The sequence below is a fragment of the Nocardioides panaciterrulae genome, from assembly GCF_013409645.1.
Classification (GTDB): Bacteria; Actinomycetota; Actinomycetes; order Propionibacteriales; family Nocardioidaceae; genus Nocardioides; species Nocardioides panaciterrulae.
Map to the genome: position 1 here is coordinate 2,230,001 of NZ_JACCBG010000001.1, position 24,999 is coordinate 2,254,999.

26 protein-coding genes and 1 rRNA gene (1 of these 27 running past the window's edge) are annotated in these 24,999 nt (G+C 73.3%); 5 read left to right on the forward strand and 22 right to left on the reverse strand.

Going from position 1 to position 24,999, the window contains the following annotated elements; translation table 11 throughout:
* The 12 genes from BJZ21_RS10475 to argC all read right to left on the reverse strand — a co-directional run.
* A 16S ribosomal RNA gene (locus BJZ21_RS10475) occupies nt 1–120 on the reverse strand (it extends 1,398 nt beyond the left edge of the window).
* 479 nt (nt 121–599) lie between these two features.
* Complete coding sequence (locus BJZ21_RS10480) at nt 600–1,196, reverse strand: DNA-3-methyladenine glycosylase (protein WP_343052090.1); 597 nt, start codon at nt 1,194–1,196, stop codon at nt 600–602.
* On the reverse strand, nt 1,180–2,643 hold the full coding sequence (gene argH, locus BJZ21_RS10485) for an argininosuccinate lyase (protein WP_179663694.1): 1,464 nt from the start codon (nt 2,641–2,643) through the stop codon (nt 1,180–1,182). The genes BJZ21_RS10480 and argH overlap by 17 nt, the downstream gene beginning before the upstream one ends.
* Nucleotides 2,640–3,113 carry an NUDIX hydrolase gene (locus BJZ21_RS10490; protein WP_179663696.1) on the reverse strand — a complete coding sequence of 158 codons (474 nt, stop codon included), beginning with the start codon at nt 3,111–3,113 and terminating at the stop codon, nt 2,640–2,642. Before BJZ21_RS10490 ends, argH begins: the two co-directional genes overlap by 4 nt.
* The gene (gene argG / locus BJZ21_RS10495; protein ID WP_179663698.1) at nt 3,113–4,546 is read right to left on the reverse strand and encodes an argininosuccinate synthase; all 1,434 of its coding nucleotides are present in this window, start codon (nt 4,544–4,546) and stop codon (nt 3,113–3,115) included. The genes BJZ21_RS10490 and argG overlap by 1 nt, the downstream gene beginning before the upstream one ends.
* A 76-nt stretch (nt 4,547–4,622) precedes the next feature.
* Nucleotides 4,623–5,150 carry an arginine repressor gene (locus BJZ21_RS10500; protein WP_179663700.1) on the reverse strand — a complete coding sequence of 176 codons (528 nt, stop codon included), beginning with the start codon at nt 5,148–5,150 and terminating at the stop codon, nt 4,623–4,625.
* On the reverse strand, nt 5,147–6,085 hold the full coding sequence (gene argF, locus BJZ21_RS10505; protein ID WP_179663702.1) for an ornithine carbamoyltransferase: 939 nt from the start codon (nt 6,083–6,085) through the stop codon (nt 5,147–5,149). Before argF ends, BJZ21_RS10500 begins: the two co-directional genes overlap by 4 nt.
* Nucleotides 6,082–7,278, reverse strand: coding sequence for an acetylornithine transaminase (locus tag BJZ21_RS10510; RefSeq protein WP_343052091.1), 1,197 nt, complete (start codon nt 7,276–7,278; stop codon nt 6,082–6,084). Before BJZ21_RS10510 ends, argF begins: the two co-directional genes overlap by 4 nt.
* Nucleotides 7,275–8,207: an acetylglutamate kinase gene (gene argB, locus BJZ21_RS10515; RefSeq protein WP_179665641.1), complete on the reverse strand. Its 933-nt coding sequence runs from the start codon at nt 8,205–8,207 to the stop codon at nt 7,275–7,277. The genes BJZ21_RS10510 and argB overlap by 4 nt, the downstream gene beginning before the upstream one ends.
* A 26-nt stretch (nt 8,208–8,233) precedes the next feature.
* Entirely contained in the window at nt 8,234–9,385 is a 1,152-nt protein-coding gene (gene argJ, locus BJZ21_RS10520; protein ID WP_179663703.1) for a bifunctional glutamate N-acetyltransferase/amino-acid acetyltransferase ArgJ, read from the reverse strand.
* Entirely contained in the window at nt 9,382–9,831 is a 450-nt protein-coding gene (locus tag BJZ21_RS10525; RefSeq protein ID WP_179663704.1) for an ACT domain-containing protein, read from the reverse strand. Before BJZ21_RS10525 ends, argJ begins: the two co-directional genes overlap by 4 nt.
* The gene (argC, locus tag BJZ21_RS10530) at nt 9,828–10,871 is read right to left on the reverse strand and encodes an N-acetyl-gamma-glutamyl-phosphate reductase (RefSeq protein ID WP_179663705.1); all 1,044 of its coding nucleotides are present in this window, start codon (nt 10,869–10,871) and stop codon (nt 9,828–9,830) included. The genes BJZ21_RS10525 and argC overlap by 4 nt, the downstream gene beginning before the upstream one ends.
* Before the next feature lie 92 nt (nt 10,872–10,963).
* Between argC and BJZ21_RS10535 the strand changes: the two genes are divergently transcribed.
* Nucleotides 10,964–11,761, forward strand: coding sequence for a maleylpyruvate isomerase family mycothiol-dependent enzyme (locus BJZ21_RS10535; RefSeq protein WP_179663706.1), 798 nt, complete (start codon nt 10,964–10,966; stop codon nt 11,759–11,761).
* 470 nt (nt 11,762–12,231) lie between these two features.
* Here BJZ21_RS10535 and pheT read toward each other — a convergent pair whose 3' ends face one another.
* The 8 genes from pheT to BJZ21_RS10575 form a co-directional block, all read right to left on the reverse strand.
* Entirely contained in the window at nt 12,232–14,715 is a 2,484-nt protein-coding gene (gene pheT, locus BJZ21_RS10540) for a phenylalanine--tRNA ligase subunit beta (protein WP_179663707.1), read from the reverse strand.
* A 3-nt stretch (nt 14,716–14,718) separates the two neighbouring features.
* Nucleotides 14,719–15,822, reverse strand: a complete 1,104-nt coding sequence (gene pheS / locus BJZ21_RS10545) for a phenylalanine--tRNA ligase subunit alpha (RefSeq protein WP_179663708.1) — start codon at nt 15,820–15,822, stop codon at nt 14,719–14,721.
* 153 nt (nt 15,823–15,975) lie between these two features.
* The gene (locus BJZ21_RS10550; protein WP_343052092.1) at nt 15,976–17,067 is read right to left on the reverse strand and encodes a sensor histidine kinase; all 1,092 of its coding nucleotides are present in this window, start codon (nt 17,065–17,067) and stop codon (nt 15,976–15,978) included.
* A gap of 38 nt (nt 17,068–17,105) precedes the next feature.
* A complete protein-coding gene (locus tag BJZ21_RS10555) occupies nt 17,106–17,912 on the reverse strand; it encodes a TrmH family RNA methyltransferase (protein ID WP_179663709.1) in 807 nt (268 codons plus the stop codon).
* A gap of 2 nt (nt 17,913–17,914) precedes the next feature.
* Complete coding sequence (rplT, locus tag BJZ21_RS10560) at nt 17,915–18,307, reverse strand: 50S ribosomal protein L20 (RefSeq protein WP_179663710.1); 393 nt, start codon at nt 18,305–18,307, stop codon at nt 17,915–17,917.
* Nucleotides 18,308–18,384: 77 nt separating this feature from the next.
* Complete coding sequence (rpmI, locus tag BJZ21_RS10565; RefSeq protein ID WP_179663711.1) at nt 18,385–18,579, reverse strand: 50S ribosomal protein L35; 195 nt, start codon at nt 18,577–18,579, stop codon at nt 18,385–18,387.
* A gap of 81 nt (nt 18,580–18,660) precedes the next feature.
* Entirely contained in the window at nt 18,661–19,407 is a 747-nt protein-coding gene (infC, locus tag BJZ21_RS10570; RefSeq protein WP_179665642.1) for a translation initiation factor IF-3, read from the reverse strand.
* 262 nt (nt 19,408–19,669) lie between these two features.
* Nucleotides 19,670–20,239: an SseB family protein gene (locus BJZ21_RS10575; protein WP_343052094.1), complete on the reverse strand. Its 570-nt coding sequence runs from the start codon at nt 20,237–20,239 to the stop codon at nt 19,670–19,672.
* A 67-nt stretch (nt 20,240–20,306) separates the two neighbouring features.
* Here BJZ21_RS10575 and BJZ21_RS10580 point away from each other — a divergent pair, with 67 nt between their 5' ends.
* The 4 genes from BJZ21_RS10580 to BJZ21_RS10595 all read left to right on the forward strand — a co-directional run bounded on the left by BJZ21_RS10580 (nt 20,307) and on the right by BJZ21_RS10595 (nt 23,642).
* Complete coding sequence (locus tag BJZ21_RS10580) at nt 20,307–20,732, forward strand: hypothetical protein (RefSeq protein WP_218851433.1); 426 nt, start codon at nt 20,307–20,309, stop codon at nt 20,730–20,732.
* Between the two features lie 40 nt (nt 20,733–20,772).
* Nucleotides 20,773–22,005: an amino acid deaminase/aldolase gene (locus BJZ21_RS10585; RefSeq protein WP_179663712.1), complete on the forward strand. Its 1,233-nt coding sequence runs from the start codon at nt 20,773–20,775 to the stop codon at nt 22,003–22,005.
* Between the two features lie 71 nt (nt 22,006–22,076).
* Nucleotides 22,077–22,619, forward strand: a complete 543-nt coding sequence (locus BJZ21_RS10590; RefSeq protein ID WP_343052095.1) for a uridine kinase family protein — start codon at nt 22,077–22,079, stop codon at nt 22,617–22,619.
* A 99-nt stretch (nt 22,620–22,718) separates the two neighbouring features.
* The gene (locus BJZ21_RS10595) at nt 22,719–23,642 is read left to right on the forward strand and encodes an aldose 1-epimerase family protein (protein ID WP_179663713.1); all 924 of its coding nucleotides are present in this window, start codon (nt 22,719–22,721) and stop codon (nt 23,640–23,642) included.
* A gap of 31 nt (nt 23,643–23,673) precedes the next feature.
* On the opposite strand, the gene BJZ21_RS10600 is transcribed toward BJZ21_RS10595, so the two are convergent.
* Both BJZ21_RS10600 and hisG read right to left on the reverse strand, forming a co-directional pair.
* Nucleotides 23,674–24,135 (reverse strand): PH domain-containing protein, encoded by a 462-nt coding sequence (locus tag BJZ21_RS10600; RefSeq protein ID WP_179663714.1) that lies wholly within the window; start codon nt 24,133–24,135, stop codon nt 23,674–23,676.
* A complete protein-coding gene (gene hisG / locus BJZ21_RS10605) occupies nt 24,119–24,997 on the reverse strand; it encodes an ATP phosphoribosyltransferase (protein WP_179663715.1) in 879 nt (292 codons plus the stop codon). The genes BJZ21_RS10600 and hisG overlap by 17 nt, the downstream gene beginning before the upstream one ends.
* Between the last annotated feature and the right edge of the window lie 2 nt (nt 24,998–24,999).

The window sequence follows — 24,999 nt, forward strand, 5'->3', positions numbered from 1 at the left end:
CTCACGTGTTACTCACCCGTTCGCCGCTCGAGTACCCCCGAAGAGGCCTTTCCGCTCGACTTGCATGTGTTAAGCACGCCGCCAGCGTTCGTCCTGAGCCAGGATCAAACTCTCCGTTGAAAAACAACACCCACCACCAACAACCAAGCCAGTGATGAGAAAAAGAGATGCCTGACAAGAGAACAAAACTGACAATGTCAGAATTATCGTCTCACCAAAGAAATCCGAATCCCATGACCAAAAGACCACAGAACACGGGGCATAACAAACTAATTCGTCGACTATGACACACTGTTGAGTTCTCAAGAATCAGACGCACACCGTCCCGGACCCTGTCGGGCCTGGCGGCGGGGCAACCTGCAGAAACTTACCGGGAGGATCTGTGTCCGTCAACTTGGCAGCTGCGGGGTCCGGATCCTCCTGAGGAGGTCTCTGGCCGGGGCACGCAACACCCACCGATCTTTGCCTCTCGGCTGTCTGTGGGAGCCGCTTGCCGCGACGAGAAGAACAGTAGCAGCGGCCCGCCGCATGTCCAAAATCGGTTGCCGGGGCCGCTCGGGGGGCCGATCGCGGGGCCGTCTGCGGGGAGTGGGGAGGTCTCAGTCCCGGCCGGGCAGCCGCTTGGCGGGGCGGTAGGCCGAGACGCTGCGCTCCCCCGTCGCCCAGAACCGCCAGGGCCGGTCGGGCGCGCCCCGCAGGCCCACCCGCGGCCCGGTCGAGACCTCGGCGAGCGGCTCCCCCAGGGTCAGGCGCACCGCACCGGCGGTCAGGTCGACGCCGTCGTGGCCGAGGTCGAGGCCGAGGGCCCGGCACAGCCGGGCCGGGCCGCGGGCCAGGTCCCGGTCGGAGGCGCCCGCCCGGCGGGCCCGCGCCAGCTCGATCCCCTCGACGACCTCGCCGGCGCGCACCAGCACGGCGCCGGCGCGGCCCTCGGCGCCGCAGACCACGTTGCAGCACACGTGCATGCCGTAGGTGAAGTAGCAGTAGAGGTGCCCGGGCGGTCCGAACATCGTCGCGTTGCGGCGGGTCGGGCCGCGGAAGGCGTGGGAGCCGGGGTCGTTCTCCCCGTCGTACGCCTCCACCTCGGTCAGCCGCACCGCCACCTCACCGTGCCGCAGCACCGCGCCGAGCAGCCGCGGCGCGACGTCCAGGACCGGCCCGGCGAGGACGTCGCGCAGCTCAGTGGTGCGCGCCACCGTCGGCTCCCGTCAGCCGCCGGCGGACGTCGGCGGCCCGGGCCCGCAGCTCGTCGAGCTGCTCGCGCACGCGGTCCGGAGCGGTGCCACCGCGACCGTTGCGCGAGGCGACCGAGCCCTCCGCGGTGAGGACCTCACGCACGCCGGGGGTCAGCGCCGGCGAGATCTCGCGGAACTGCTCGTCGGTGAGCTGGTCCAGCTCGATGCCCAGCTCCTCGCAGCGCCGCACGCACGCACCGGCCACCTCGTGGGCGACCCGGAACGGCGTGCCCTCGCGGACCAGCCACTCGGCGACGTCGGTGGCCAGCGAGAAGCCCTGGGGCGCGAGCTCGGCCATCCGGTCGGCGTGGAAGGTCAGCGTCGCGACCAGGCCGGTGAACGCGGGCAGCAGCACTTCCAGCGTGTCCACCGAGTCGAAGACCGGCTCCTTGTCCTCCTGCAGGTCCCGGTTGTAGGCCAGCGGCAGCGCCTTCAGGGTCGCCAGCAACCCGGCGAGGTTGCCGATCAGCCGGCCGGCCTTGCCGCGGGCGAGCTCCGGGATGTCCGGGTTCTTCTTCTGCGGCATGATGCTCGACCCCGTGGACCAGGAGTCGTGCAGCGTCACGAAGCCGAACTCCCGGGTCGACCAGAGGATGACCTCCTCGGCGAGCCGGCTGACGTCGACTCCGATCATCGCGGTCACGAACGCGAACTCCGCGACGAAGTCGCGCGCGGCCGTGCCGTCGATCGAGTTCGGCGTCGAGCCCGTGAAGCCCAGCTCGGCGGCGACCGCCTCCGGGTCCAGCCCCAGGCTGGAGCCGGCCAGCGCCCCCGCGCCGTACGGCGAGTCCGCGGCGACCCGGGCGTCCCAGTCGTGCAACCGGTCGACGTCGCGCAACAGCGGCCAGGCGTGCGCGAGCAGGTGGTGGGCCAGCAGCACCGGCTGGGCGTGCTGCAGGTGGGTGCGGCCGGGCATGATGCTCGTCCGGCCGGGCGCGAGGTGCGCCGCCGCCTGGGCGGCGAGGGCGTCGACGAGGTCGAGCACCAGGCCCCCGATGGTGTCGGCATGGTCGCGCAGGAACGACTTGAACAGGGTCGCCACCTGGTCGTTGCGGCTGCGCCCGGCGCGCAGCCGGCCACCCACCTCCGGGCCGACCTCCTCGAGCAGCAGCCGCTCGAGGGCGCCGTGGACGTCCTCGTCCGTGGGGTCCGGGAGCAGCGTGCCGGCGGCGTACCGCTCCCCCAGCGCCGCCAGGCCACGGTGCAGCTCGGCGAGCTCGTCGTCGCTGAGCAGCCCGGCGCCGTGCAGCACGTTGGCGTGGGCGTGCGACCCGGCGAGGTCGTAGGGCGTCAGCCGCCAGTCGAAGTGCGTCGAGCGCGACAACGCCTCGAGCTCCGGCGACGGACCGCCGGCGAAGCGGCCGCCCCACAGCTTGCCGGTGTTGGTGCCCCTGCTGGTGGTGCTCACGCGAAAGCTTCTCCTCTCACCGCGGCGATCGCGGCGATCATGATGTCGGGGAGGTCCGGGGAGGCGGCGTTCCCCTCGGCCGCGAGCGCCTCGGGGGTCCACCAGCGGGCACCGAGGACGTTACCGACCTCGGCCGGCTCCAGGTGGTCCAGGCTCACCGCGGTGTCGCGCGGCAGCGGCAGCGCGAAGAACGTCGAGCGGTTGAGGTAGGCGACCCCGTCCCAGGAGAAGGCGTGCGAGCCGACGTGCACGGGCCCGGTCAACGCCTCCGCCGCCGCGACCACGCCGGTCTCCTCGCGCAGCTCCCGCAGCGCCGCGTCGACGTGGGTCTCCCCCGGGTCCAGCGCCCCGCCCACCGAGACCCAGTGCAGGTCGCCGGGCCGGGCGGGGTCCTGCGCCTGCAGCAGCAGGACCTCGCCGCCCGGGTCGACCGGGAGCACCCGGGCGGTGACGCGCTCGACGGGGGTCATCAGTCGGTGCCGGCCTCCATGGCGGCGTGGTCGAGCGCCTCCTCGCTGGGCTCGCCCGCGGCCGCCGGGTTGCTGGTGATCCGGTCCGCGCCGCCGGGCTCGAGCTCGCCGTACAGGGTCCCGTGCTCGACGAGGACCTGGCCCTGGTCCAGCGGCTGCGCGGCGTACGCCTCGAGCTTGTCGCGCGAGTCGGCGATGTCGAGGTTGCGCATGGTGAGCTGACCGATCCGGTCGGTCGGGCCGAACGCGGCGTTGTCGGTGCGCTCCATCGACAGCTTGTCCGGGTGGTAGGAGAAGTGCTGGCCGGACGTGCGCAGGATCGTGTAGTCCTCCCCGCGGCGCAGCCGGAGCGTCACCTCACCGGTCACCAGCGAGGCGATCCAGCGCTGGATCGACTCGCGCAGCATCAGCGCCTGCGGGTCGAGCCAGCGGCCCTGGTAGAGGAGCACGCCGAGGCGCCGGCCCTCGGCGTGGTAGTTCGCGATCGTGTCCTCGTTGTGGACCGCGTTGAGCAGCCGCTCGTAGGCGATCCAGAGCAGCCCCATCGCCGGCGCCTCGTAGATGCCGCGCGACTTGGCCTCGATGATCCGGTTCTCGATCTGGTCGGACATGCCCAGCCCGTGGCGGCCGCCGATCACGTTGGCCTCGTGGACCAGCGCCACCGGGTCGGCGTAGTCGGTGCCGTTGATCGCGACCGGACGGCCCGCCTCGAAGCGGATCGTGACGTCCTCGGTGGCGATGTCCACCGCCGGGTCCCAGAACTTCACGCCCATGATCGGCTCGACGGTCTCCAGCGAGACGTCGAGGTGCTCGAGGGTCTTGGCCTCGTGGGTGGCGCCCCAGATGTTGGCGTCGGTGGAGTACGCCTTCTCCGAGCTGTCGCGGTACGGCAGGCCGTGCTCGGTGAGCCACTGGCTCATCTCCGCACGGCCGCCGAGCTCAGCGACGAAGTCCGCGTCCAGCCAGGGCTTGTAGATGCGCAGCTCGGGGTTGGCGAGCAGCCCGTAGCGGTAGAACCGCTCGATGTCGTTGCCCTTGAACGTCGACCCGTCGCCCCAGATGTCGACGTGGTCCTCGTGCATGGCGCGCACCAGCATGGTGCCGGTCACCGCGCGTCCGAGCGGGGTGGTGTTGAAGTAGGCCCGGCCGCCGGAGCGGATGTGGAACGCGCCGCAGGCCAGCGCGGCCAGGCCCTCCTCCACGAGCGGGCGCCGGCAGTCGACGGCGCGCGCGAGCTCGGCGCCGTACTGCAGGGCGCGCTCGGGCACGCCCGAGACGTCCGGCTCGTCGTACTGGCCGATGTCGGCGGTGTAGGTGCACGGGACGGCGCCCTTGTCGCGCATCCACGCGACGGCCACCGAGGTGTCGAGCCCGCCGGAGAACGCGATGCCGACGCGCTCACCCTTGGGCAGGGAGGTCAGGACCTTGCTCACAACAACTTCCTCCGCGTTCGGGGGGTGGTGGCGGGGCGGGCCCGGCCACCGGGTCAGGGGTTGGTTCGCTCGGGGATCAGGGCGGCGGCGGGACGTGGGCGTCGGCCAGCGCCAGGATTCGTCGGGCCAGCGCGTCGCCGCCGGTGGGGTGCCGGCTGATCAGCAGCACGGTGTCGTCGCCGGCGACGGTGCCGAGCAGGTCGGGCAGCTCGGCCCGGTCGAACGACGAGGCGAGGAACTGGGCGGCGCCGGGCGGCGTGCGCAGCACGACCATGTTGGCGCTGGCCTCCGCACTCACGAGCAGCTCGCTGCACATCCGGCCCAGGCGGTGGGTGGCGGCCGCGCTCTCGCTGGGAGCGACCGGCCGGCGGTCCCCGCCCTCGGCGGGCACCGCGTAGACCAACGCTCCGGACTGGGTGCGGATCTTCACCGCGTCGAGCTCGAGCAGGTCGCGGGACAGGGTCGCCTGGGTGACCCGGACGCCGCCCTCGGCCAGCAGCTCGGCGAGCTCGGTCTGGGACCGGACCTCGTGCTGGGTCACCAGCTCGACGATCCGGCGGTGCCGGGCGTTCTTGGTGGTGGGGCGCAGCGAGGCGTCGCTCATCGCCGCTGCCCCGCGGACTGCTCGAGCAGGAACGCCAGCAGCGCCTTCTGCGCGTGCCGCCGGTTCTCGGCCTCGTCCCACACGACGCTCTGCGGGCCCTCGAGCACGTCGGCGTCGATCTCCCGGCCGCGGTAGGCCGGCAGGCAGTGCATGACGATCGCGTCGGGGGCGGCGGCGGACATCAGCTCCCCGGTGACCCGCCAGGCCCCGAACACCTCGGCCCGCTCGGCGGCCTCGGCCTCCTTGCCCATCGAGACCCAGGTGTCGGTGACCACGACGTCGGCGCCGGCCACCGCGTCCCGGGGGTCGGCCGTGAGCTCCACGGAGCCCCCGGTGTCCGCGGCGATGCCGCAGGCCCGCTCGGCCACCGAGGCGTCGGGGAGGTAGCCCTCCGGGGCGCTCACCCGCACATGCATGCCGGCCGTGGCGGCGGCGAGCAACCAGGAGTTGCCCATGTTGCAGGCGCCGTCACCGACGAACGCGACGGTCCGTCCGGCCAGGTCACCCTTGTGCTCGCGCACGGTGAGCAGGTCGGCGAGCAGCTGGCAGGGGTGGAACTCGTCGGTCAGGGCGTTGACCACCGGGACCCCGGCGTACGCCGCCATGGTCTCCAGGTCGGCCTGCGCGAAGGTCCGCCAGACCACGACCGAGGCCTGGCGGCCGAGGATGCGGGCCACGTCCTCGACGGACTCGCGGACGCCGATGCCGGCCAGGCTGCCGTCGACCAGCATCGGGTGGCCGCCCAGCTCGGCGATGCCCGCGGCGAACGACGCCTGGGTGCGCAGGGTCGGCTTGTCGAAGATCATCGCGACGGTGCGGGGGCCCGCGAGCGCGCGAGCGTCGTACGGCGCGGCCTTGAGCCGCACCGCGAGGTCGAGCACCTGCCGCTGCTCATCCGGGGACAGGTCGTCGTCGCGGAGCAGGTGCCGGATCACGTGGTCTCCCCCAGGCCTTGGTCGAGGATCGCCGGCCAGGCGGCCAGGAACGCGTCGGCGTCCTCACGGGTGAGCACCAGGGGCGGCGCGAGCCGGATCCGCCCCGGCGTGGGGTTGTTGATGATGAAGCCGTGCTCGAGCGCCGCAGCGGTGACCTCCGCGGACCTCTCGGCGGTCAGGTCGAGCCCGATCAGCAGCCCGGCGCCGCGCACCTCGGTGACGCGCGGGTCGGCGGCCAGGCCGGCGCGCAGGTGCGCGCCGAGGTCCGTGACCTGCTCGAGCAGGCCCTCGGCCTCGATCACGTCGATGACCGCCAGCGCCGCCGCGCAGGCGACCGGGTTGCCGCCGAAGGTGGTGCCGTGGTTGCCGGGCTGCAGCAGGTCCGCGGCCGCGCCGAGCGCGAGGCAGGCACCGATCGGGTAGCCGCCGGCCAGGCCCTTGGCGACGGTCACGACGTCGGGGGTGATCCCGGCCTCCTGGAACGCGAACCACCGGCCGGTGCGGCCGATGCCGGTCTGCACCTCGTCGATCCACAGCAGGGCACCGTGCGCGTTCGCGACCTCGCGGGCCGCGGCCAGGTACCCGGCCGGCGGGACGACCACGCCCGCCTCACCCTGGATCGGCTCGAGCAGGACGGCGGCCGTCCGGTCGGTCACGGCGGCGGCGAGCGCGTCGGCGTCGCCGTACGGCACGAAGGTGACCTCGCCGGGCAGCGGCTCGAACGGCGTGCGGTAGGCCTCCTTGGAGGTGAGCGCGAGCGCGCCCATCGTGCGACCGTGGAACCCGCCCTGGGCGGCCACCACGTGGGTGCGGCCGGTGCGGCGGGTCAGCTTGAACGCGGCCTCGTTGGCCTCGGTGCCGGAGTTGGTGAAGAACACCTTGCCGGGCCCGGCGTCGAGGACCTGCAGGAGCTTCTCGGCGAGCCCGACCTGCTGCTCGGTGGTGAAGAAGTTCGAGACGTGGCCCAGCGTGCCGAGCTGCTCGCACACCGCCTGGACCAGGGCCGGGTGGGCGTGCCCGAGCGCGTTCACGGCGATGCCGCCGAGCAGGTCGACGTACTCCCGCCCGTCGGCGTCCCAGACGTGGGCGCCCTTGCCCCGGACCAGGGCCAGCTTCGGGGGGCCGAAGGTGTTCATCAGGGACGCGGCGTAGCGCTCCTGGATGTCGGAGCTGCTCGCATCGGTCGGGCTCACTTGACCACCGCTTTCTGCCGGGCCTTGCGGATCTTGGTGTCGACGCCGGGGAGCACCTGCGTGCCGACGCCCTCGTCGGTGAACAGCTCGAGCAGCACCGCGTGGGGCTCGCGACCGTCGACGACGGTCGCCCGCGGCACCCCCTCGGCCACGGCCTTGCGGCACGCCTCCATCTTCGGGACCATCCCGCTGGCCAGCGCCGGAAGCAGCTCGCCGAGGGTCTCGGGGCTGATCTCGTAGATCACGTCGTCGCTGTCGGGCCAGTCGCGGTAGAGGCCCTCGACGTCGGTGAGGACCAGCAGCTTCTCGGCGCCGAGGGCCACGGCGAGCGCCGCCGCGGCGGTGTCGGCGTTGACGTTGTGGACGGCGCCCTGCACGTCCGGGGCGACCGAGGAGACCACGGGGATGCGGCCGGCCTCGATGATGTCGAGCACCGCTTCCGGCCGGACCTTGGCGACCTCGCCGACCAGGCCGAGGTCCACCTCCTCGCCGTCGATGATCGTGTTCGTGGGCTCCGCGGTGAACAGACCGGCGTCCTCGCCGGACATGCCGACCGCGAGCGGCCCGTGCTCGTTGATCAGCCCGACAAGCTCACGCTGGACCTGGCCGACGAGGACCATCCGGACGACGTCCATCGCCTCGGGGGTGGTGACGCGCAGGCCGCCGCGGAACTCCGACTCGATCCCCAGCTTGTCGAGCATCGTGGAGATCTGCGGGCCGCCGCCGTGCACGACCACCGGCTTGAAGCCGGCGAAGCGGAGGAACGCGATGTCCTCGGCGAACGCCCGCTTGAGGGTGTCGTCGGTCATCGCGTTGCCGCCGTACTTCACCACCACGACCTTGCCGTGGTAGCGCTTCAGCCAGGGCAGCGCCCCGGCCAGCACCGAGGCCTTGTCCGGGTCCGCGGGCGGGACCTCGCTGAAGACCATGTTGGCGGGATCGGTCGCAGGATGGCTCATGAGGAGTACGCGCTGTTCTCGTGGACGTAGGCGTGGGTGAGGTCGTTGGTCCAGACCGTGGCGCGCTCGGTGCCGGACTTCAGGTCGATGGTCACGCTGACCTCCCGGGGCTCGAGGTCGACCGTGGCGGGATCGTCGTGCGGGGTGGACTGCCGGCACACCCACACCCCGTTCATCGCGACGTCGAGGTCGGCGGGGTCGAAGACCGCGTCGGTGGTGCCGATGCTCGCGAGCACCCGTCCCCAGTTGGGGTCCTTGCCGAAGACCGCGGCCTTGAACAGGTTGCTGCGGGCCACGCTGCGGCCGACGGTGACCGCGTCGTCCTCGCTCGCCGCGTTCAGCACGGTGATCGCGATCTCGTGGTCGGCGCCCTCGGCGTCCTTGAGCAGCTGCATCGCCAGGTCGGTGCAGGCCTGGGTGAGCGCCGCGGTGAAGTCGTCGAGGCTGGGGGTGATCCCGCTGGCGCCGCTGGCCATGACCGTGACGGTGTCGTTGGTGGACATGCAGCCGTCGGAGTCGAGCCGGTCGAAGCTCACCCGGGTCGCCGCGCGCAGTGCGGCATCGAGGTCCTCGTGGGGCACGAGCGCATCGGTGGTGAGCACGACCAGCATCGTGGCCAGCTGCGGTGCCAGCATGCCGGCGCCCTTGGCCATGCCGCCGATCGACCAGCCGGCGCCCTCGACCACCACCTGCTTGCTCACGCTGTCAGTGGTCATGATCGCCTCGGCCGCGGCCGCGCCGCCGGATCCGTCCAGGGCCGCGTGCGCGGCGTCGACGCCGTCGAGCAGGTTCTGCCGCGGATTGGCCAGCCCGATCAGGCCGGTGGAGCAGACGACGACGTCGCCCGCTCCGATGCCGACACGCGCGGCGACCTGCTCGGCCACCGCGTGGGTGGTCTGGAAGCCCTCGGCCCCGGTGTAGCAGTTGGCGCCGCCGGAGTTCAGGACGATCGCGCGGACGGTGCCGTCCTTCACCACCTCCTGGCTCCACAGGATCGGGTTGGCCTTGCACCGGTTGCTGGTGAACACGCTCGCCGAGTCGTAGGCCGGGCCGTCGTTCACGACCAGCGCGAGGTCCTTCGCGCCGGTGGACTTCAGGCCGGCGGACACACCGGCGGCCCGGAAGCCCTGGGGACTGGTCACGCTCACTTCTTCGAACCCTTTCCGCTGCGCGGGTGGCTGGACTTGCCGCCGGTGGCGCCAGCCGGGGAGACCGGCACGGCAGCGACGACCTCGTGGCCGGCGTCGCGCCACGCCTCGGTGGCGCGCTCGGCGTCGGCGCCCGGGACGAGCAGCCACTCGGTGTCGTACGTCGAGAGCGCGAAGACGCTGATCTCCGCCTCGGCGAGCGGGGCGAGCAGCCCGGCCAGCACGCCGGTCAGCGCGAGGTCGCGCGGCCCCTCGACCTCGAAGGCGGTGAGCGGGCGCCGGGCCGCGGCCTTGGTCGGGACGCTGCGGGCGGCGCAGACGACCGAGGTCTCGGTGGCGGTGGCGGTGACCGAGAAGATCGAGGAGGACTCCGCCCAGCCCGGGACCTCCGAGCCGGGGCCGAGTCGGACGACGGCCAGGGTCTCGGGGTAGCGGCTCAGCTTCACGGGGCGATCCCTACGGTGGTCAGGCCCAGGCCCTCGTCGAGGCCCAGGGCGAGGTTCATGCACTGCACGGCGGCGCCCGCCGTGCCCTTGGCCAGGTTGTCCACGGCGCCCACGGCCACCAGCCGGCCGGCCGCCTCGTCCACGGTGACCTGGACGTGCACGGCGTTGGAGCCGATGACCGACTTGGTCTGCGGCCACTGGTCCGGGGGCAGGACGTGCACGAACGGCTCGTCGGCGTACGCCTTGGCGTAGAGCTCGTGGGCCTCCTCGGCGGTCAGGCCGCCGGCGAGGTCGCGGGCGAGCGGGGCCGAGCAGGTCGCCAGGATGCCGCGGGGCATGGGGACCAGCACCGGCGTGAAGCTCACCGCCACGGTGCCGCCGACGAGCGAGGAGAGGTTCTGGGTGATCTCCGGAGTGTGCCGGTGGGTCCCGCCGACGCCGTAGGCACTGGCGTTGCCCATCACCTCGCTGCCGAGCAGGTGCGCCTTGGCGGCCTTGCCGGCGCCGCTGGTGCCGGAGGCGGCCACGACCACGACGTCGGGCTCGACGATGCCGGCCGCGACCGCGGGGGCGAGGGTGAGCGTGGAGACCGTGGGGTAGCAGCCGGGCACCGCGACGCGGGTCGCGCCGCGCAGCCGGTCGCGCTGGCCGGGCAGCTCGGGGAGGCCGTAGGGCCAGGTGCCGGCGTGGTCACCGCCGTAGAACCGCTCCCAGGCGGCCGGGTCGGCGAGCCGGAAGTCGGCGCCGCAGTCGACCACGACGACGTCGTCGCCCAGCTCGGCGGCGATCGCCCCGGACTGGCCGTGCGGCAGTGCCAGGAAGACCACGTCGTGGCCGGCGAGGGTGTCGAGGTTCGTCGGTTCCAGCACCCGGTCGGCCAGCGGCAGCAGGTGCGGCTGGAGCGACCCGAGGGCCTGCCCGGCGTTGGAGGCGCCCGTGAGCGCCCCGATCTCCACCTCGGGATGGGCGAGCAGGTGCCGGAGCAGCTCGCCCCCGGCGTACCCGCTGGCGCCGGCGACGGCGACGCGTTTCCTCGTCATGTGTATGACCATACAGGAGACCGTATGTCCATGTGCAACCGGGGGACCTTCGAACCCTGTCGGGTGTCGGGAGCGGCGACTAGCGTGCCGTCATGGTCCACCTCGACACCGCTGACTACGTCCGCCACCTCCGCACGGAGTCCCGGCGCTTCCGGGACGTGCTCGCCTCCTGCCCTCCTGGGGCACGTATACCCGGATGTCCCGGTTGGAATGCCTCCGACCTGCTCTGGCACCTCGCGGAGGTGCAGTGGTTCTGGGCGAAGACGGTCCGGACCCGCCCCGACGCGCCCGGCAAGGACGACGAGGGGCCGTCGCGGCCCACGTCGTACGACGGGCTGCTGGCCGCCTTCGACGACTGGTCGGGCGAGCTGGCGACGCACCTGGGGTCCGCCGACCCCTCCGAGAAGGCGTGGACCTGGGCCGAGGACCAGACCGTCGGGTTCATCCACCGGCGGCAGGCGCACGAGGCGCTGATCCACCGCCTCGACGCCGAGCAGGCGGCCGGCTCGGTCACGCCGTTCGACCCGCTGCTGGCCGCCGACGGCGTGCTGGAGTGCCTCGAGGTGATGTTCGGCGGGTGCCCGCCGTGGGGCGAGTTCCACGGGCTCCCCCACCACGTGCGCCTGGACCTCCGCGACGTCGGCGAGTCGTTGTGGGTGCAGATCGGGCGGTTCACCGGCACCAACCCCGAGGACGACGTGCACCACGACGAGGACGACATCCATGTGGTCGCCGACCCCGGTGTCGAGCCGGACGCGTGCGTGAGCGGACCCGCCGGCGCCGTCGACGCCTGGCTGTGGCGCCGCGGCGACGACAGCGAGATCCACGTGACCGGCGACAAGGCGGTCTACGACCACTTCCGGCTGGCGGTCAACCACCCGATCACCTGAGGCCGGCTCGGGTCAGCTGAGGGCGGCTGAGGGCGGCCGCGCGGCCTCGGGTGGGCTCGTTGCGGACTGTCGCCATTCCGCAGCTCGGGGGGCCCAGGTCTGCGGACTGTCACCATTCCGCAATCCGGTCGCCACTGACCCAGCGGCTGCGTCCGGCTCCCGGTCCCCAGCCACGCCCCGGCAACGAATGGCGACAAACCGCATGATCTCGGCCCGGAAAGTTGCGGATTGTCGCCAGTCCGCAACTCGGTGGGCACAGGTCTGCGGACTGTCACCATTCCGCAGACCGGTCGCCGCGACCTGAGCGGCTGCGTCCGTCTCCCGGCCCCAGCCACACCCCGCCAACGAATGGCGACAGACCGCACGATCTCGGCCCGGAAAGCTGCGGATTGTCGCCATTCCGCAGCCTGGACGCACGAGCCGGCTCCTCCCCCGGGACGTCGAAGCAGACCCGGGTCGGCCGGCGGCGGTCAGGCCCGCTGCACGGCGCCGCAGCGCCGAGCCGCCTCGGCGACGGCGGCGTCCCGGGCCGCGGCGGTCTCCTCCTCGGTGAGGGTGCGGTCCGGCGCCCGGAAGCGCAGCGCGAACGCGAGTGACTTGTGGCCCTCGGCGACCTGCTCGCCGGTGTAGACGTCGAAGAGCCGGATCGACTCCAGGAGCTCACCGGCGCCGTCGCGGAGCGCAGCCTCGACCTCGGCGGCCGGCACCGAGGCGTCGACGACGAGCGCCACGTCCTCCTTGGCCACCGGGAAGGAGGAGTACGACGGGGCGAGGACCGCCTCGGGGGCCAGTTCCATCAGCCGGTCGAGGTCGATCTCGGCTGCGACCGTGCGGGCCGGGACGCCGTAGGCGGCGCAGACCCGGGGGTGCAGCTCGCCGGCGTGGCCGAGCACGACCTCGCCCACCGACAACCGGGCACAGCGGCCGGGGTGCCAGGGGGCGACCGAGTCTGCCGAGACCTCGACGCGGACACCGAGCGCGGCGGCCACCTCCTGCACCGCGGCGACGGCGTCGGACCAGTCGACGTGCCGGCCCTTGCCCCACCAACCGGAGGGCAGTCGCTCGCCGGAGCCGACCACGGCCAGGTGCCACGGCTGCTCGGGCAGCGCCTTGAGCAGGTCGGCGTACTCCCCCTCGGACGGGCGCCGGTCGACCGGCAGGATCGCCGCACCCTGACCGCCGCGCGGCAGCGTGACGGTCGCCGCTTCGAAGAGGGCGACGTCGCTGGTGCCGCGGCCGGCGTTGCGCGCCACCGCCTCGAGCAGGCCGGGGAGCAGCGTCGTGGTCATCAGCGGACGCTCGGAGGAGAGCGGGTTGGCCAGCCGCAGGGTCCGCCGCCGGTCGTCGTCGGCCGCGAGGCCCAGGGCGTCCAGCTCGGCCTGCCCCACGAACGGGAAGCTGACCACCTCGACCCAACCGGCGCCGGCCAGGGCCCGACCCACCCGGCGCCGCAGCCGCTGGGTGCGGGTCAGGCCGCCGCCGGAGGGCGCGGGCGGCAGCACCGACGGCACGTTGGCGTAGCCCACGATCCGCGCCACCTCCTCGACCAGGTCGAAGGGGTCGCTGAGGTCGGAGCGCCACGGCGGGACGGCCGCGGTGAGCGTGGTGTCGTCGCGACGGACCCCGCAGCCGACCGACTCCAGGTGCCGGACCACGGCGTCGGCGGGGATGTCCATGCCGGTCACGCGCGCCGGCAGGTCGTAGCCGATGGTGATCGTGCGCGGGGCCGGTGCCTCGCCGACCTTGGTGACGCCGGCCTCGATCCGGCCGCCACCGAACCGGACCAGCAGCTCCGCGACCCGGTCCGCGGCCGCCTCGGGCAGCGTCGGGTCGACGCCGCGCTCGAAGCGCTTCGACGCCTCCGACGGCAGCTTGTGGCGGCGCTCGGTGCGGAAGATCGACACCGGGTCGAAGTGCGCGGCCTCGATGACCACGTGGCTGGTCGTCGACGACAGCTCGGTGGTCTCGCCGCCCATCACCCCCGCCAGTCCGATCGGGCCGGAGTCGTCGGTGATCAACAGGTCCTCGACCGAGAGCTCCCGGTCGACGCCGTCGAGGGTGCGCAGCCGTTCGCCCGCGCCGGCCCGCCGCACCCGGATCGGGCCGGAGAGCTTGTCGCCGTCGTAGCCGTGGATCGGCTGCCCGAGCTCGAGCATCACGTAGTTGGTGACGTCGACGGCCAGCGAGATCGGCCGCATGCCGGCGAGCTGGACCCGTCGCGCCAGCCACGCCGGGGTGGGCGCGGAGGGGTCGAAGCCGGTGACGGTCCGGGTCACGAAGACCGGGCAGCCGGCGGGGTCGTCGACCACGACCGGGTAGCCCTCGCCGTTCGGCGCGGGGGTGTCGCGCAGCGCCGGGTCGCGGTACGCCGCGGCGTACTCCAGGGCCGCCTCGCGCGCGACACCACGCAGCGACAGGGCGTAGGCGCGGTCGGGGTTGATCTCGAACTCGATGACCTCGTCGCGCAGGTGCAGCAGCCCGAAGGCGTCGTCGCCGGGCTTCCCGGCGTCCTCGGGCAGCACGATGATGCCGTCGTGGTCGTCGCCGAGGCCGAGCTCGCGCGCGGAGCAGATCATCCCGGCCGAGACGTGGCCGTAGGTCTTGCGGGCCGAGATCTCGAAGTCGCCGGGCAGCAGCCCGCCGGGCAGCACCACGACCACGAGGTCCCCGGGGGCGAAGTTGTGCGCGCCGCAGACGATGCCCTGGGGCTCACCGGTGCCGTTGGCGTCCCCGACGTCGACGGTGCACCAGTTGATGGTCTTGCCGTTCTTCTGCGGCTCCGGCTCCATCGTGAGCACCCGGCCCACGACCAGCGGGCCCCGCATGTCCTCCCCCGGCTTCTCCAGCGCCTCGAGCTTGAGGCCGAGGGCGGTCAGGGCGTGCGCCAGGTCCTCCACGGACAGCTCCGCAGGCAGGTCGACGTACTCGCGAATCCACGAGACAGGGGCCTTCACGATTCAGATCTCCGTTCCGAACGAGGACGAGAAGCGCACGTCGCCCTCGAAGAAGTCGCGCAGGTCGGTGGCACCGGTGCGGAACATCAGGCTCCGGTCGATGCCCATGCCGAAGGCGAAGCCGGTGTAGCGCTCGGGGTCCACGCCGCAGGCCACCAGCACCCGCGGGTTCACCACGCCGCAGCCGCCCCACTCGATCCAGCCCTCGCCCCTGCAGGTGCGGCAGGACTCGACCGCGCCCTCGGCGCCACGGCAGACGAAGCAGCGCATGTCGACCTCGGCCGACGGCTCGGTGAAGGGGAAGTACGACGGCCGGAAGCGGGTCACGATCCCCTCCCCGAACATGGCCTCCGCGAAGTGGTCGAGCGTGCCCTTCAGGTGAGCCAGGGTGATGCCCTCGTCGATGACGATGCCCTCGACCTGGTGGAACATCGGGGAGTGCGTGGCGTCGTACTCGTCGGTGCGGAAGACGCGGCCCGGGCAGACGACGTAGATCGGCGGCTTGCGGGTCAGCATGGTGCGCGCCTGCACCGGCGAGGTCTGGGTGCGCAGCACGATGTGGTCCTCGGCCGGCTCCACCCAGAACGTGTCCTGCATGGTGCGCGCCGGGTGGTCCGGGCCGAGGTTGAGCGCGTCGAAGTTCAGCCACTCGGCCTCGACGACCGGTCCCTCGGCGACCTCCCAGCCCATCGAGACGAAGATGTCGGCGATCATCTCCGCCCCCGTGGTCAGCGGGTGCCGCGCGCCACGCGGGCTGCGGGCCACCGGCAGCGTCACGTCGACGGTCTCCTCGACGAGCATCCGCTCCTCGTGCTCCCGCTCCAGCACCGCCTGTCGCGCGGCGAGCGCCTGGTTCACCGCGCCCCGCGCCTGCCCGACCCGCTGGCCGGCCTCCTTGCGGGCCTGCGGCGGCAGCGCGCCGATCTCGCGGTTCGCCAGCGCCAGCGGCGACCGGTCCCCGGCGTGCTCCAGGCGCACCCGCTTGAGCTCCTCGAGGTCACCGGCGCCGGCGATCGCGGCCAGGGCCGCGTCGCGGGCCGCCTCGACCTCCTCGGGCTTCAGCGGGGTGACCTCGACGGGGTCGTACTGGGAGTTCGGTCCCGACATGGACTGCCTTTCGGGCTGGTGCTGCACCGGGTGCGCGGGGCTGACGTGCGCCAAGTCTAGGAACCCGCCCGCACCGCACGCGACCGGGTTGTCCGCGGCGGACACACCGGGTCCCTCGGCCCCGCCGGGGCGGGCTCGCCCGGCGGCGCCCGGCTACGGCCGGCGGTCCTCGCACGGCCAGGTGAGCACGATCCGCGCGCCGCCACCCTCGGCGTCCTCGATCGCCACGCTGCCGCCGTGGGCGCGGACCAGCCCGTTGACGATGTAGAGGCCGAGGCCGGAACCTCCGCGGGCGCCGCCCTTCCAGAACTTCGTGAACACCCGGCGCCGCAGCTCCGGCGGGATGCCCGCGCCCTGGTCCTCGACCACCAGGCGTACGGCGCGCTCCCCGGTCTCGCTCCCGGCCTCGCCCTCGCCGGTGGTCTCCAGGACCACCCGGACGTCGCCGTCGCCGTGCCGCACGCCGTTCTCGACGAGGTTGGTGACGACCTGGGTGAACTTGTCCGGATCCACGCTGATCTCCGGCAGCGCGGGCTCCATCTCGAGCAGGATCGGGCGGCTGGTGCTGGTGCGCACCGACTCCACGGCGCGCTCCACCAGCACGGTCGGGTCGCTCGGGCGCGGGTAGAGCTGCAGCCGCCCGGTGTCGATGCGGGCCACGTCGAGCAGCTCCGCGATCAGGCGGCTGAGCCGGTCGGAGTCGGCGCTGACCGTGGTCAGCATCAGCTTCTTCTGGTCGTCGGAGAGCTTGTCCCAGCGGTTGAGCAGCGCCTGGACGAAGCCCTTGACGCCCGTCAACGGCGAGCGCAGCTCGTGCGCGACGGTCGCCACCAGGTCGGAGCGCTCCCGGTCCAGTCGCGCCCGGCCCCGACCGGAGCGCAGGCTCACCACCACCCGGTCCACGGGCTCGCGCAGCGAGGGCCGGTGCAGGCGTGCGACGACCAGCACCTCGTTGCCGTCCGGCAGCACCCAGGCCTGCTCGGGGACCGCCGTGCGGGTGGCGAGCCCCCGGTAGGGGCAGTTGGTGGAGCACCAGTCGCGCCCCTCCTGGTCCTGCAGCGCCAACGCCTCGTGCAGGGGCCGACCGACGGCGGCCCGGGCGTCGAGGCCCAGCATCTGCGCCGCCGCGGCGTTGACCCGGGTGACGCAGCCCTCGGCGTTCGCGACCACCACGCCGTCGGCCAGCAGGTCCAGGTCGTCGGGGCCGTCGGGGCCGGCAGGGTCGTCGGGGTGGTCGGCGCTCACCCGTTCACCCTAGGCGGTCGGGCCCGGGGCGCGACGCCTCAGCGGCGCTGCTCGCGCGCCGAGGCGTAGAGGCACAGCGCGGCGGCGGTGGAGAGGTTCAGGCTCTCGGCGCGGCCGTGGATCGGGATCCGCACCCGGTGGTCGGCGAGCGCGGCGAGCTCGGCCGGCAGGCCCCAGGCCTCGTTGCCGAACAGCCAGGCGGTGGGCCGCGCGAGCAGCTCGCCGGCCCGCTCGAGATCGACCTCGCCGGCACCGTCGGCGGCCAGGACCACCAGGCCGGCCGCCTGGGCGGCGCGTACGGCGTCCGCCGGGTCGGGCTCGACCGCGAGCGGCAGGTGGAACAGCGAGCCCACGCTCGCGCGCACGGTCTTGGGGTTGTAGGCGTCGACCGAGTGACCCGCGAACACGACCGCGTCGGCCCCCGCCGCGTCCGCGCAGCGGATCACGGTGCCGGCGTTGCCCGGGTCGCGGATGTCGGCGCAGATCGCCAGCAGCCGGCGCTCCTGTGAGCCCAGGAGGTCCGCCAGCGGCCGGTCGAGGAACCGGCACAGTGCCACGACCCCGGCCGGGCTGACGCTGTCGCTGAGGCCGGCCAGCGCCTTGTCGTCGACCAGCGTCCAGGGGACGTCGGCGGACGCGAGCCCGGCGTACTGCCCGGTGGCCGTGGGGGTGGCGAAGACCTCCACCACGCAGCCGTCGGCCCCGAGGGCACCCTCGACGGCCTTGGGGCCGTCGGCAAGGAAAAGCCGCCGCTCGGCGCGAACCGAGCGGCGGCTGAGCTTCCGCGCTTCCTTGACCCGGCCGTTGCCCGCGGTCAGCGGGACAGCAGAGGTCGGGGGTCGCATCGTCAGACGGTCGCCTCGGCCTTGGGGGCGTTGACGTCCTCCGGCAGCGCGGCCTTCGCGGCCTCGACCAGCGCGTTGAACGCGGGGAGGTCGTTGACGGCCAGCTCGGCGAGGATCTTCCGGTCGACCTCGACGCCGGCCAGGCTCAGGCCCTGGATGAACCGGTTGTAGGTCATGCCCTGGGCGCGGGCCGCAGCGTTGATGCGCTGGATCCACAGCTTGCGGAAGTTGCCCTTGTTCTTGCGCCGGTCGTTGTAGCTGTAGACCAGCGAGTGGGTGACCTGCTCCTTGGCCTTGCGGTAGAGGCGCGAGCGCTGGCCGCGGTAGCCGCTGGCCCGCTCGAGGACGACCCTGCGCTTCTTCTGGGCGTTCACTGCCCGCTTGACGCGTGCCACGTTGTTACTCCTTGTTGCTTGGTTCGGGGACGCCGGTCACGACCAGGTCGGCCGGCGGAGGTACGGGGACGGGTCGGTCAGCGACCCAGCAGCTTGTTGACACGCTTGACGTCGGACTTGGCGATCTCGGTGGTGCCCGTCATCCGACGCGTGACCTTCGAGGGCTTCTTCTCGAGGTTGTGGCGCTTGCCGGCCTTCTCGCGCAGGATCTTGCCCGAACCGGTCACCCGGAACCGCTTGCTGGCACCGGAGTGGGGCTTGTTCTTCGGCATGTCTTCGCTCTCTATCTCTGTGGTCGGGCCGCCCGGGGGCAGCCGATCGTGTCGTCGGCGTGGGGACGCGGCAGGGCCGCGTCAGGCCTCGATCTCGGGGTCGAGGTTCTCGGAGCGACCGCGCTCCTTCTTCGGGGCCGCGGGGCGCCCGGCGTTGGCCGCGGTGCGCTCGGCGCGCTCCTCCGCCTCCTCGGCGGCCCGCTCGGCCATCCGGGTCTCCTTCTCGGCCTGCATCTCGACCTTGGCGTCGGCCTTCTTCTTGTGCGGGCCGAGCACCATGGTCATGTTGCGGCCGTCCTGCTTCGGCGCGGACTCCACGAAGCCGAGGTCGGTGACGTCCTCGGCGAGCCGCTGCAGCAGGCGGAAGCCCAGCTCGGGGCGGTGCTGCTCACGACCGCGGAACATGATCGTGATCTTGACCTTGTCCCCGGCCCGGAGGAACCGCACGACGTGACCCTTCTTGGTCTCGTAGTCGTGGGCGTCGATCTTCGGACGAAGCTTCATCTCCTTGATGATCACGTTCGTCTGGTTGCGACGGGCCTCACGGGCCTTCTGGGCGTTCTCGTACTTGAACTTCCCGTAGTCCATGAGCTTGCAGACCGGGGGCCGCGCCGTCGGGGCGACCTCGACCAGGTCGAGGTCGGCCTCCTGCGCCAGGCGCAGCGCGTCAGCCGTCGGCACGATGCCGACGGTCTCGCCATTGGGTCCAACGAGACGGACCTCGGAAACCCGGATCCGGTCGTTGATACGAAGCTCGGTGCTGATGTGTCCTCCTGGTGGCGTTCTGGCCGGAGGTCCTCGTCGCTCCCGGGACTCGCGCCCGGAAATGACGAAGGCTTCCGCTTGTCAGCAAGCGGAAGCCAGTCGAACGCGCCCTCCCGGGGCACTCAGCGGGGGAACCGCCCGGTGCTCGCGCGCCGGGCGAGTGCTCTCGCCGGACCGGACCCGACGACCTGTGCTCCGGCGGGCCGGGGCGGCGGTCGATGCGGGTGGGAGATCATGTGGTGCCTGGTCTCCGCTTGTCGGATCGGCTCCCCCAGCCGCCGAGGCGGACGAGGGAACTGATCGGTCAACACGTGATGCTAGCCGATCATTCCGGTCCGGGCCGAATCCAGGCCACACGATCGCCGACCCGGGCCACCCGCCAACCCAACGCCAGCCCCTGCAGGTCCTCCCCCTCGACCACCACGGTCACGGGCCCGGCCACGTCGACCACCAGCGCGGCGGCCCCGTCCTGGAGCGCGGACTGCGCCGCCACCCGGGCGGGGACCGGCACCGGGCGGGCCTCGGGGTTCCAGGCCTGCAACGGGCGGCTCCCGGAGAACGCCAGCAGCCCGAGGCGCCCGTCGGCGCCGCGGAGCAGCACCGACGCCATGTCGCTGGACTTGTCGTGCGCCAGGCCGGCCTCGTCGTGCTCGACCTCGCCGAGCACGGCCACCACCGGGACGAGCAGCCGCGACCCCCGCAGCGCCGCGAGCACCGAGGGCCACCCCGCGCCCGCGTCCGCGGCGTACGACGCGAGCGCGGAGGCCAGCTCGGCCTCCACCTCGCCGGTGTCGCCGTCGAAGCCCGGGTCGGGGATCCGGCGCAGCGGCTGCTGGTGCGGGGGCGGCTGCTGGGGTTGCCGGGGCGAGCGGCCGTCGGGTCCGGGCTGGGTCACGACACCATCCTCGCCGCTGGGTCAGAGGACGCCTTGTCGGGGGCACCACATGTGACACGCTGGGGGTGTGGACGACGTGAGCTGGGCAGCCCTGACGCTGAGCCTCACCGTGCTCGGTGGGATCTGGACCTGGCACACCTTCCGGCACCGGGGCCTGGCCTCGGGCCTCCGCGCGCTGGCGTTCACGCTGCTGCCGCTGGCGGCCTACCTCACCCGCACGCTGCGGATGTTCACCAGGATCGGCCAGGCCGTCGCCGACTGGGCGACCAGCCTCGTCTTCAACCCGATGGTGTGGTCCGGCGTGGTGGTCGCCGGGATCTCGGTCGTGCTGTTCGTGGTCTCGGGGTTCCTGCGGAAGCGGGCGCCCGCGAAGGTCGGCTCCGGTCGGGGCAGGAGCACGCTCCCCGAGGCGCCGCAGCACGGCCGGGCACCGGCCGCGGACGACGACATGGCCGAGATCGAGGCCCTCCTGCGCAAGCGCGGGATCTCCTGATGCCCGCCGCTGAGGACCGCACCCGGGTCGCCGCCCGCCGATGACGAGCACCCAGCCCGCGCACGCCGGGATCGCGCGCAACCGGTTGTGGGCGCGCCTCAACGAGGCCGTCGCCGCGCACGGCGAGCCGTTGCCGACCCCCTTGATGCTGGTCGACCTCGACGCCTTCGACGCGAACGCGGACGACCTGGCACGCCGGGCCGGGAGCAAGCCGGTCCGCGTGGCCTCGAAGTCCCTGCGGGTGCCTGCGCTGCTGCAGCGGGCGCTGCGGCACCCGGGGTTCCGCGGCGTGCTCGCCTACACCCTGGCCGAGGCGTGGTGGCTGCACGAGCACGACGTGTGCGACGACATCCTGGTCGCCTACCCCACCGTCGACCGGGCCGCGCTCACCCGGCTGGTGGTCTCGCCCTCGGCCGCCGCGCAGATCACGCTGATGATCGACGACGTCGCCCACCTCGACATGATCGACTCCGTCCGCGCCTCCCACGCCGTGCCGGTGAGGGTGGCCATCGACGTGGACGCCGGCCTGTGGGTCGGCGGCCGGCACATCGGACCGAAGCGCTCGCCCCTGCACGAGGCCGACGAGGTGGTCGCCCTGGCCCGGGAGGTGGTGGCCCGGGACGGCTTCCGGCTCGTGGGCGCGATGACCTACGAGGGCCAGGTCGCCGGGGTGCCCGACGACGTGCCCGACCAGCGGACCCGGTCGGCGCTCGTGCGGCGGCTCAAGGGCGCCTCGCTGACCCAGCTGGCGACGCGTCGCGGGCAGGTCGCGGACGCGCTCGCCGGGGTCGCGGACCTCGAGCTGTGGAACGCGGGCGGCTCGGGTTCGGTCGCGGAGTCCGCCACCGACCCCGTGGTCACCGAGGTCAGCGCGGGCTCCGGGCTGCTGGTGCCGACGCTCTTCGACCACTACCGCAGCTTCGAGCCGCGGCAGGCGTCGTACTTCGCCCTGCCGGTCACCCGGCGCCCCTCGCCGCAGGTCGTCACCGTGCACGGCGGCGGCCTGGTCGCCTCCGGCGCGGCCGGCCCCGACCGGCTGCCGGTGCCGTGGGCGCCGGCCGGGCTGCAGCTCACGTCGCTCGAGGGCGCCGGCGAGGTGCAGACGCCGCTGACCGGTCACGCGACCGGGCTGCTGTCCATCGGCGACCTGGTGTGGTTCCGGCACGCGAAGTCCGGCGAGCCGTTCGAGCACACCGGGACCGTCCACCTGCTGCAGGGCGACCGGATCGTCGACTCCGTGCCGACCTACCGCGGCCTGGGCCTGGCGTTCTGAGCGTGGCCGCTCCCGATCCCCGGCCCGGTCCGCGTCCCCAGCCCCATCCCCGTCCCCGGCCGGCGCCGTCGGTGGAGGACACCGCCGCCCTGCTGCTGGCACGGGCCGAGGCCCGCCCCGCGAGCCTGGGCGCCGGCCGGCTGCTCTGCATCGACGGGCCGGCGGGCTCCGGGAAGACCACGCTCGCCGCGGCGGTGGCCGCCGGCCGGACCGACACGCCGGTCGTGCACATGGACGACCTCTACGACGGCTGGCAGGGCCTCCCCCGGCTCCCCGGCCAGCTGGCCGCGCTGCTCGCGCCGCTCACCCGCGGCGAGCCGGGACGCTACCGGCGCTACGACTGGCACGCCGGGAGCTACGCCGAGACCGTCACCGTGCGGCCCGCCCCGCTGCTGGTCCTCGAGGGCGTCGGGGCCGGCGCCCGGAGCATCGCCCGGCTGATCACGCTGCTGGTCTGGGTCACGGCCCCGCCGGAGCTGCGGTTGCGTCGCGGGCTGGAGCGCGACGGGGCGTCGATGGCGCCCCAGTGGGAGCGGTGGATGCGCGACGAGGCCGAGCACCTGGCCCGCGAGCGGACCGCGGCCCGGGCCGACGTCGTCGTCGACGGCTCCTGAGGCCCGATCACCTGAGGCCGGCCGCATGCCGGTCGACGATCGCCGACTCGCGTGGAGGGGAGGCCGGCAACGGGGGTGGTCGACCTTAGGGTGTCCCCCATGCTCTCTCCCAGCGGCGACCAGTTCGAGATCGGCGGCGGCGGTTACCGCGCCGTCGTCACGGAGTGCGGGGGTGGCCTGCGGGTGCTCGAGCACCAGGGCCGGCCGCTGCTCGACGGGTACGACGCGGACGCGGCCGCCTGGGGCGGCCGCGGCCAGCTGCTGATGCCCTGGCCGAACCGGCTCCGCGACGGCGCGTACTCCTTCGGCGGCCGCGACCTGCAGCTGGCGCTCAGCGAGCCGAAGCGGAGCAACGCCTCCCACGGCCTCGTGCGCTGGACCGCCTGGACCCTCGAGGAGCACACGCCGCACTCGGTCTCGCTGGTCTACCGGCTGATGGCGCAGACGGGCTATCCGTGGACGCTCGACCTCCACGTGCTCTACGACCTCTCCGCCGACGGCCTGACCGTGACGCAGACCGCGACCAACATGTCCGCCGCGGCGGCGCCGTACGCCAGTGGCGCCCACCCCTACCTCCGGGTCGGCGCGGGCCCGGTCGACCGGCTGGAGCTGACCGTGCCGGCGGCCACCCGGGCGCTGGTCGACGACCGGCTGATCCCGGTGGGCAGCGAGCCGGTGGAGGACACGGCGTACGACTTCCGGATGGCGCGGCCGATCCGGCAGACCCACTTCGACGACGGCTTCACCGACCTCGAACGCGACGAGCAGGGCGTCGCCACCGTCGTGCTGCGTGATCCGGCGAGCGGCGAGGGGGTGGCCCTCTGGGCCGACCGGCAGCACCGGTGGCTGCAGGTCTACACCGCCGACGACGCGCCCGCGACCGCCCGCCGGTCCCTGGCCGTGGAGCCGATGACCGCGCCCGCGAACGCGTTCCGGTCCGGGCAGGACCTCCTCACGCTCGCCCCCGCCGGCGAGACCGGCGACGAGCACTCGGCCTCCTGGGGCATCCGCGCCCTGGACTGAGCGCCTGCGGCGCCGCCCCCGGGCGGCACGCTCAGTGGTCGAGCAGGACCCGCAGCTGGCGCACCGCGGTGTGCGCGCGCTCGCCGTCCGAGCCCTGGATGCCGAGGGCGGACGCGGTGGTGCCGTCGCTGAGGTCCAGGGTCACCCACGGGGCCCCGGGCGGCAGGTGCACGGCCACCACCTCGGCCCAGTCGTACTCCCGGCGCCGGTAGCCGTTGACGACGACCAGGCACCGGTCGGTCGCGACGACCCGGGAGCGCACCAGGGCGTACCAGGCGGCGAAGCCCAGCAGCCCGAGGAAGACGAGCGTGCTGCGCTGGAAGAACGTGAACTTCGCCCGGGTCTCGGCGTCGAAGGAGAACCAGGCGAAGACGCACACGACCAGCAGCGCGACACCGAACACGATTCCCGCGATGCGGGCGCCGAAGGGACGCCAGGTGTGCGGGAGGGTCACCGCGGGCACGCCGGGCCCGCCCTCAGAGCCGGCAGGCATGGATGTCGGTGAGCAGGATGCCGCGAGCGCCGACCTCGTACAGCTCGTCCATGAGCCGGTGCGCGCCATCGCGGGGCACCATCGCGCGCACCGCGACCCAGCCCTCCCGCTGCAGCGGCGAGACGGTGGGGCTCTCGATGCCGGGGGTCAGGGCGCAGGCGCGGGCGACGTGCGCGCTCTCGATGTCGTAGTCCATCATCACGTAGCTGCGGGCGACCAGCACACCCTCCAGGCGGCGCCGGAACACCTCGAACCCCGGGGGCACCGCGCTGGACCGGGTGATCAGCACCGCTCCGGACTCCAAGATGACCTCGCCGAAGGTCTCCAGGCCCGCCTGGCGCAGCGTGCTGCCGGTCTCGACCACGTCGGCGATCACGTCCGCGACGCCGAGCTGGATGCTGGTCTCCACCGCGCCGTCCAGCCGGGTGACGCTTGCCTCGATCCCGCGCTCCTCCAGGAACGAGCGGACCACCCCGACGTACGACGTGGCGATCCGCGCGCCGGCGAGCTGGCTGAGGTCGGAGTAGCGGCCCGCCGGCCCGGCGAAGTGGAAGCGGCTGCGCCCGAAGCCGAGCTCGAGCACCTCGTCGGCCTTGGCGCCGGAGTCCAGGAGCAGGTCGCGCCCGGTGATGCCCACGTCGAGGGTGCCCTCCCCGACGTACAGCGCGATGTCCCGGGGGCGGAGGTAGAAGAACTCGACGCCGTTGTCGACGTCGACGAGCGTGAGCTCCTTGGAGTCGCTGCGCTGGCGGTAGCCGGACTCGCGCAACATCTCGGAGGCCGCCTGGGACAGCGCGCCCTTGTTGGGGACCGCGACCCGCAGGAGGCCGCTGGTCGTCGGGGTGGTGACCCTGTCACTCATCA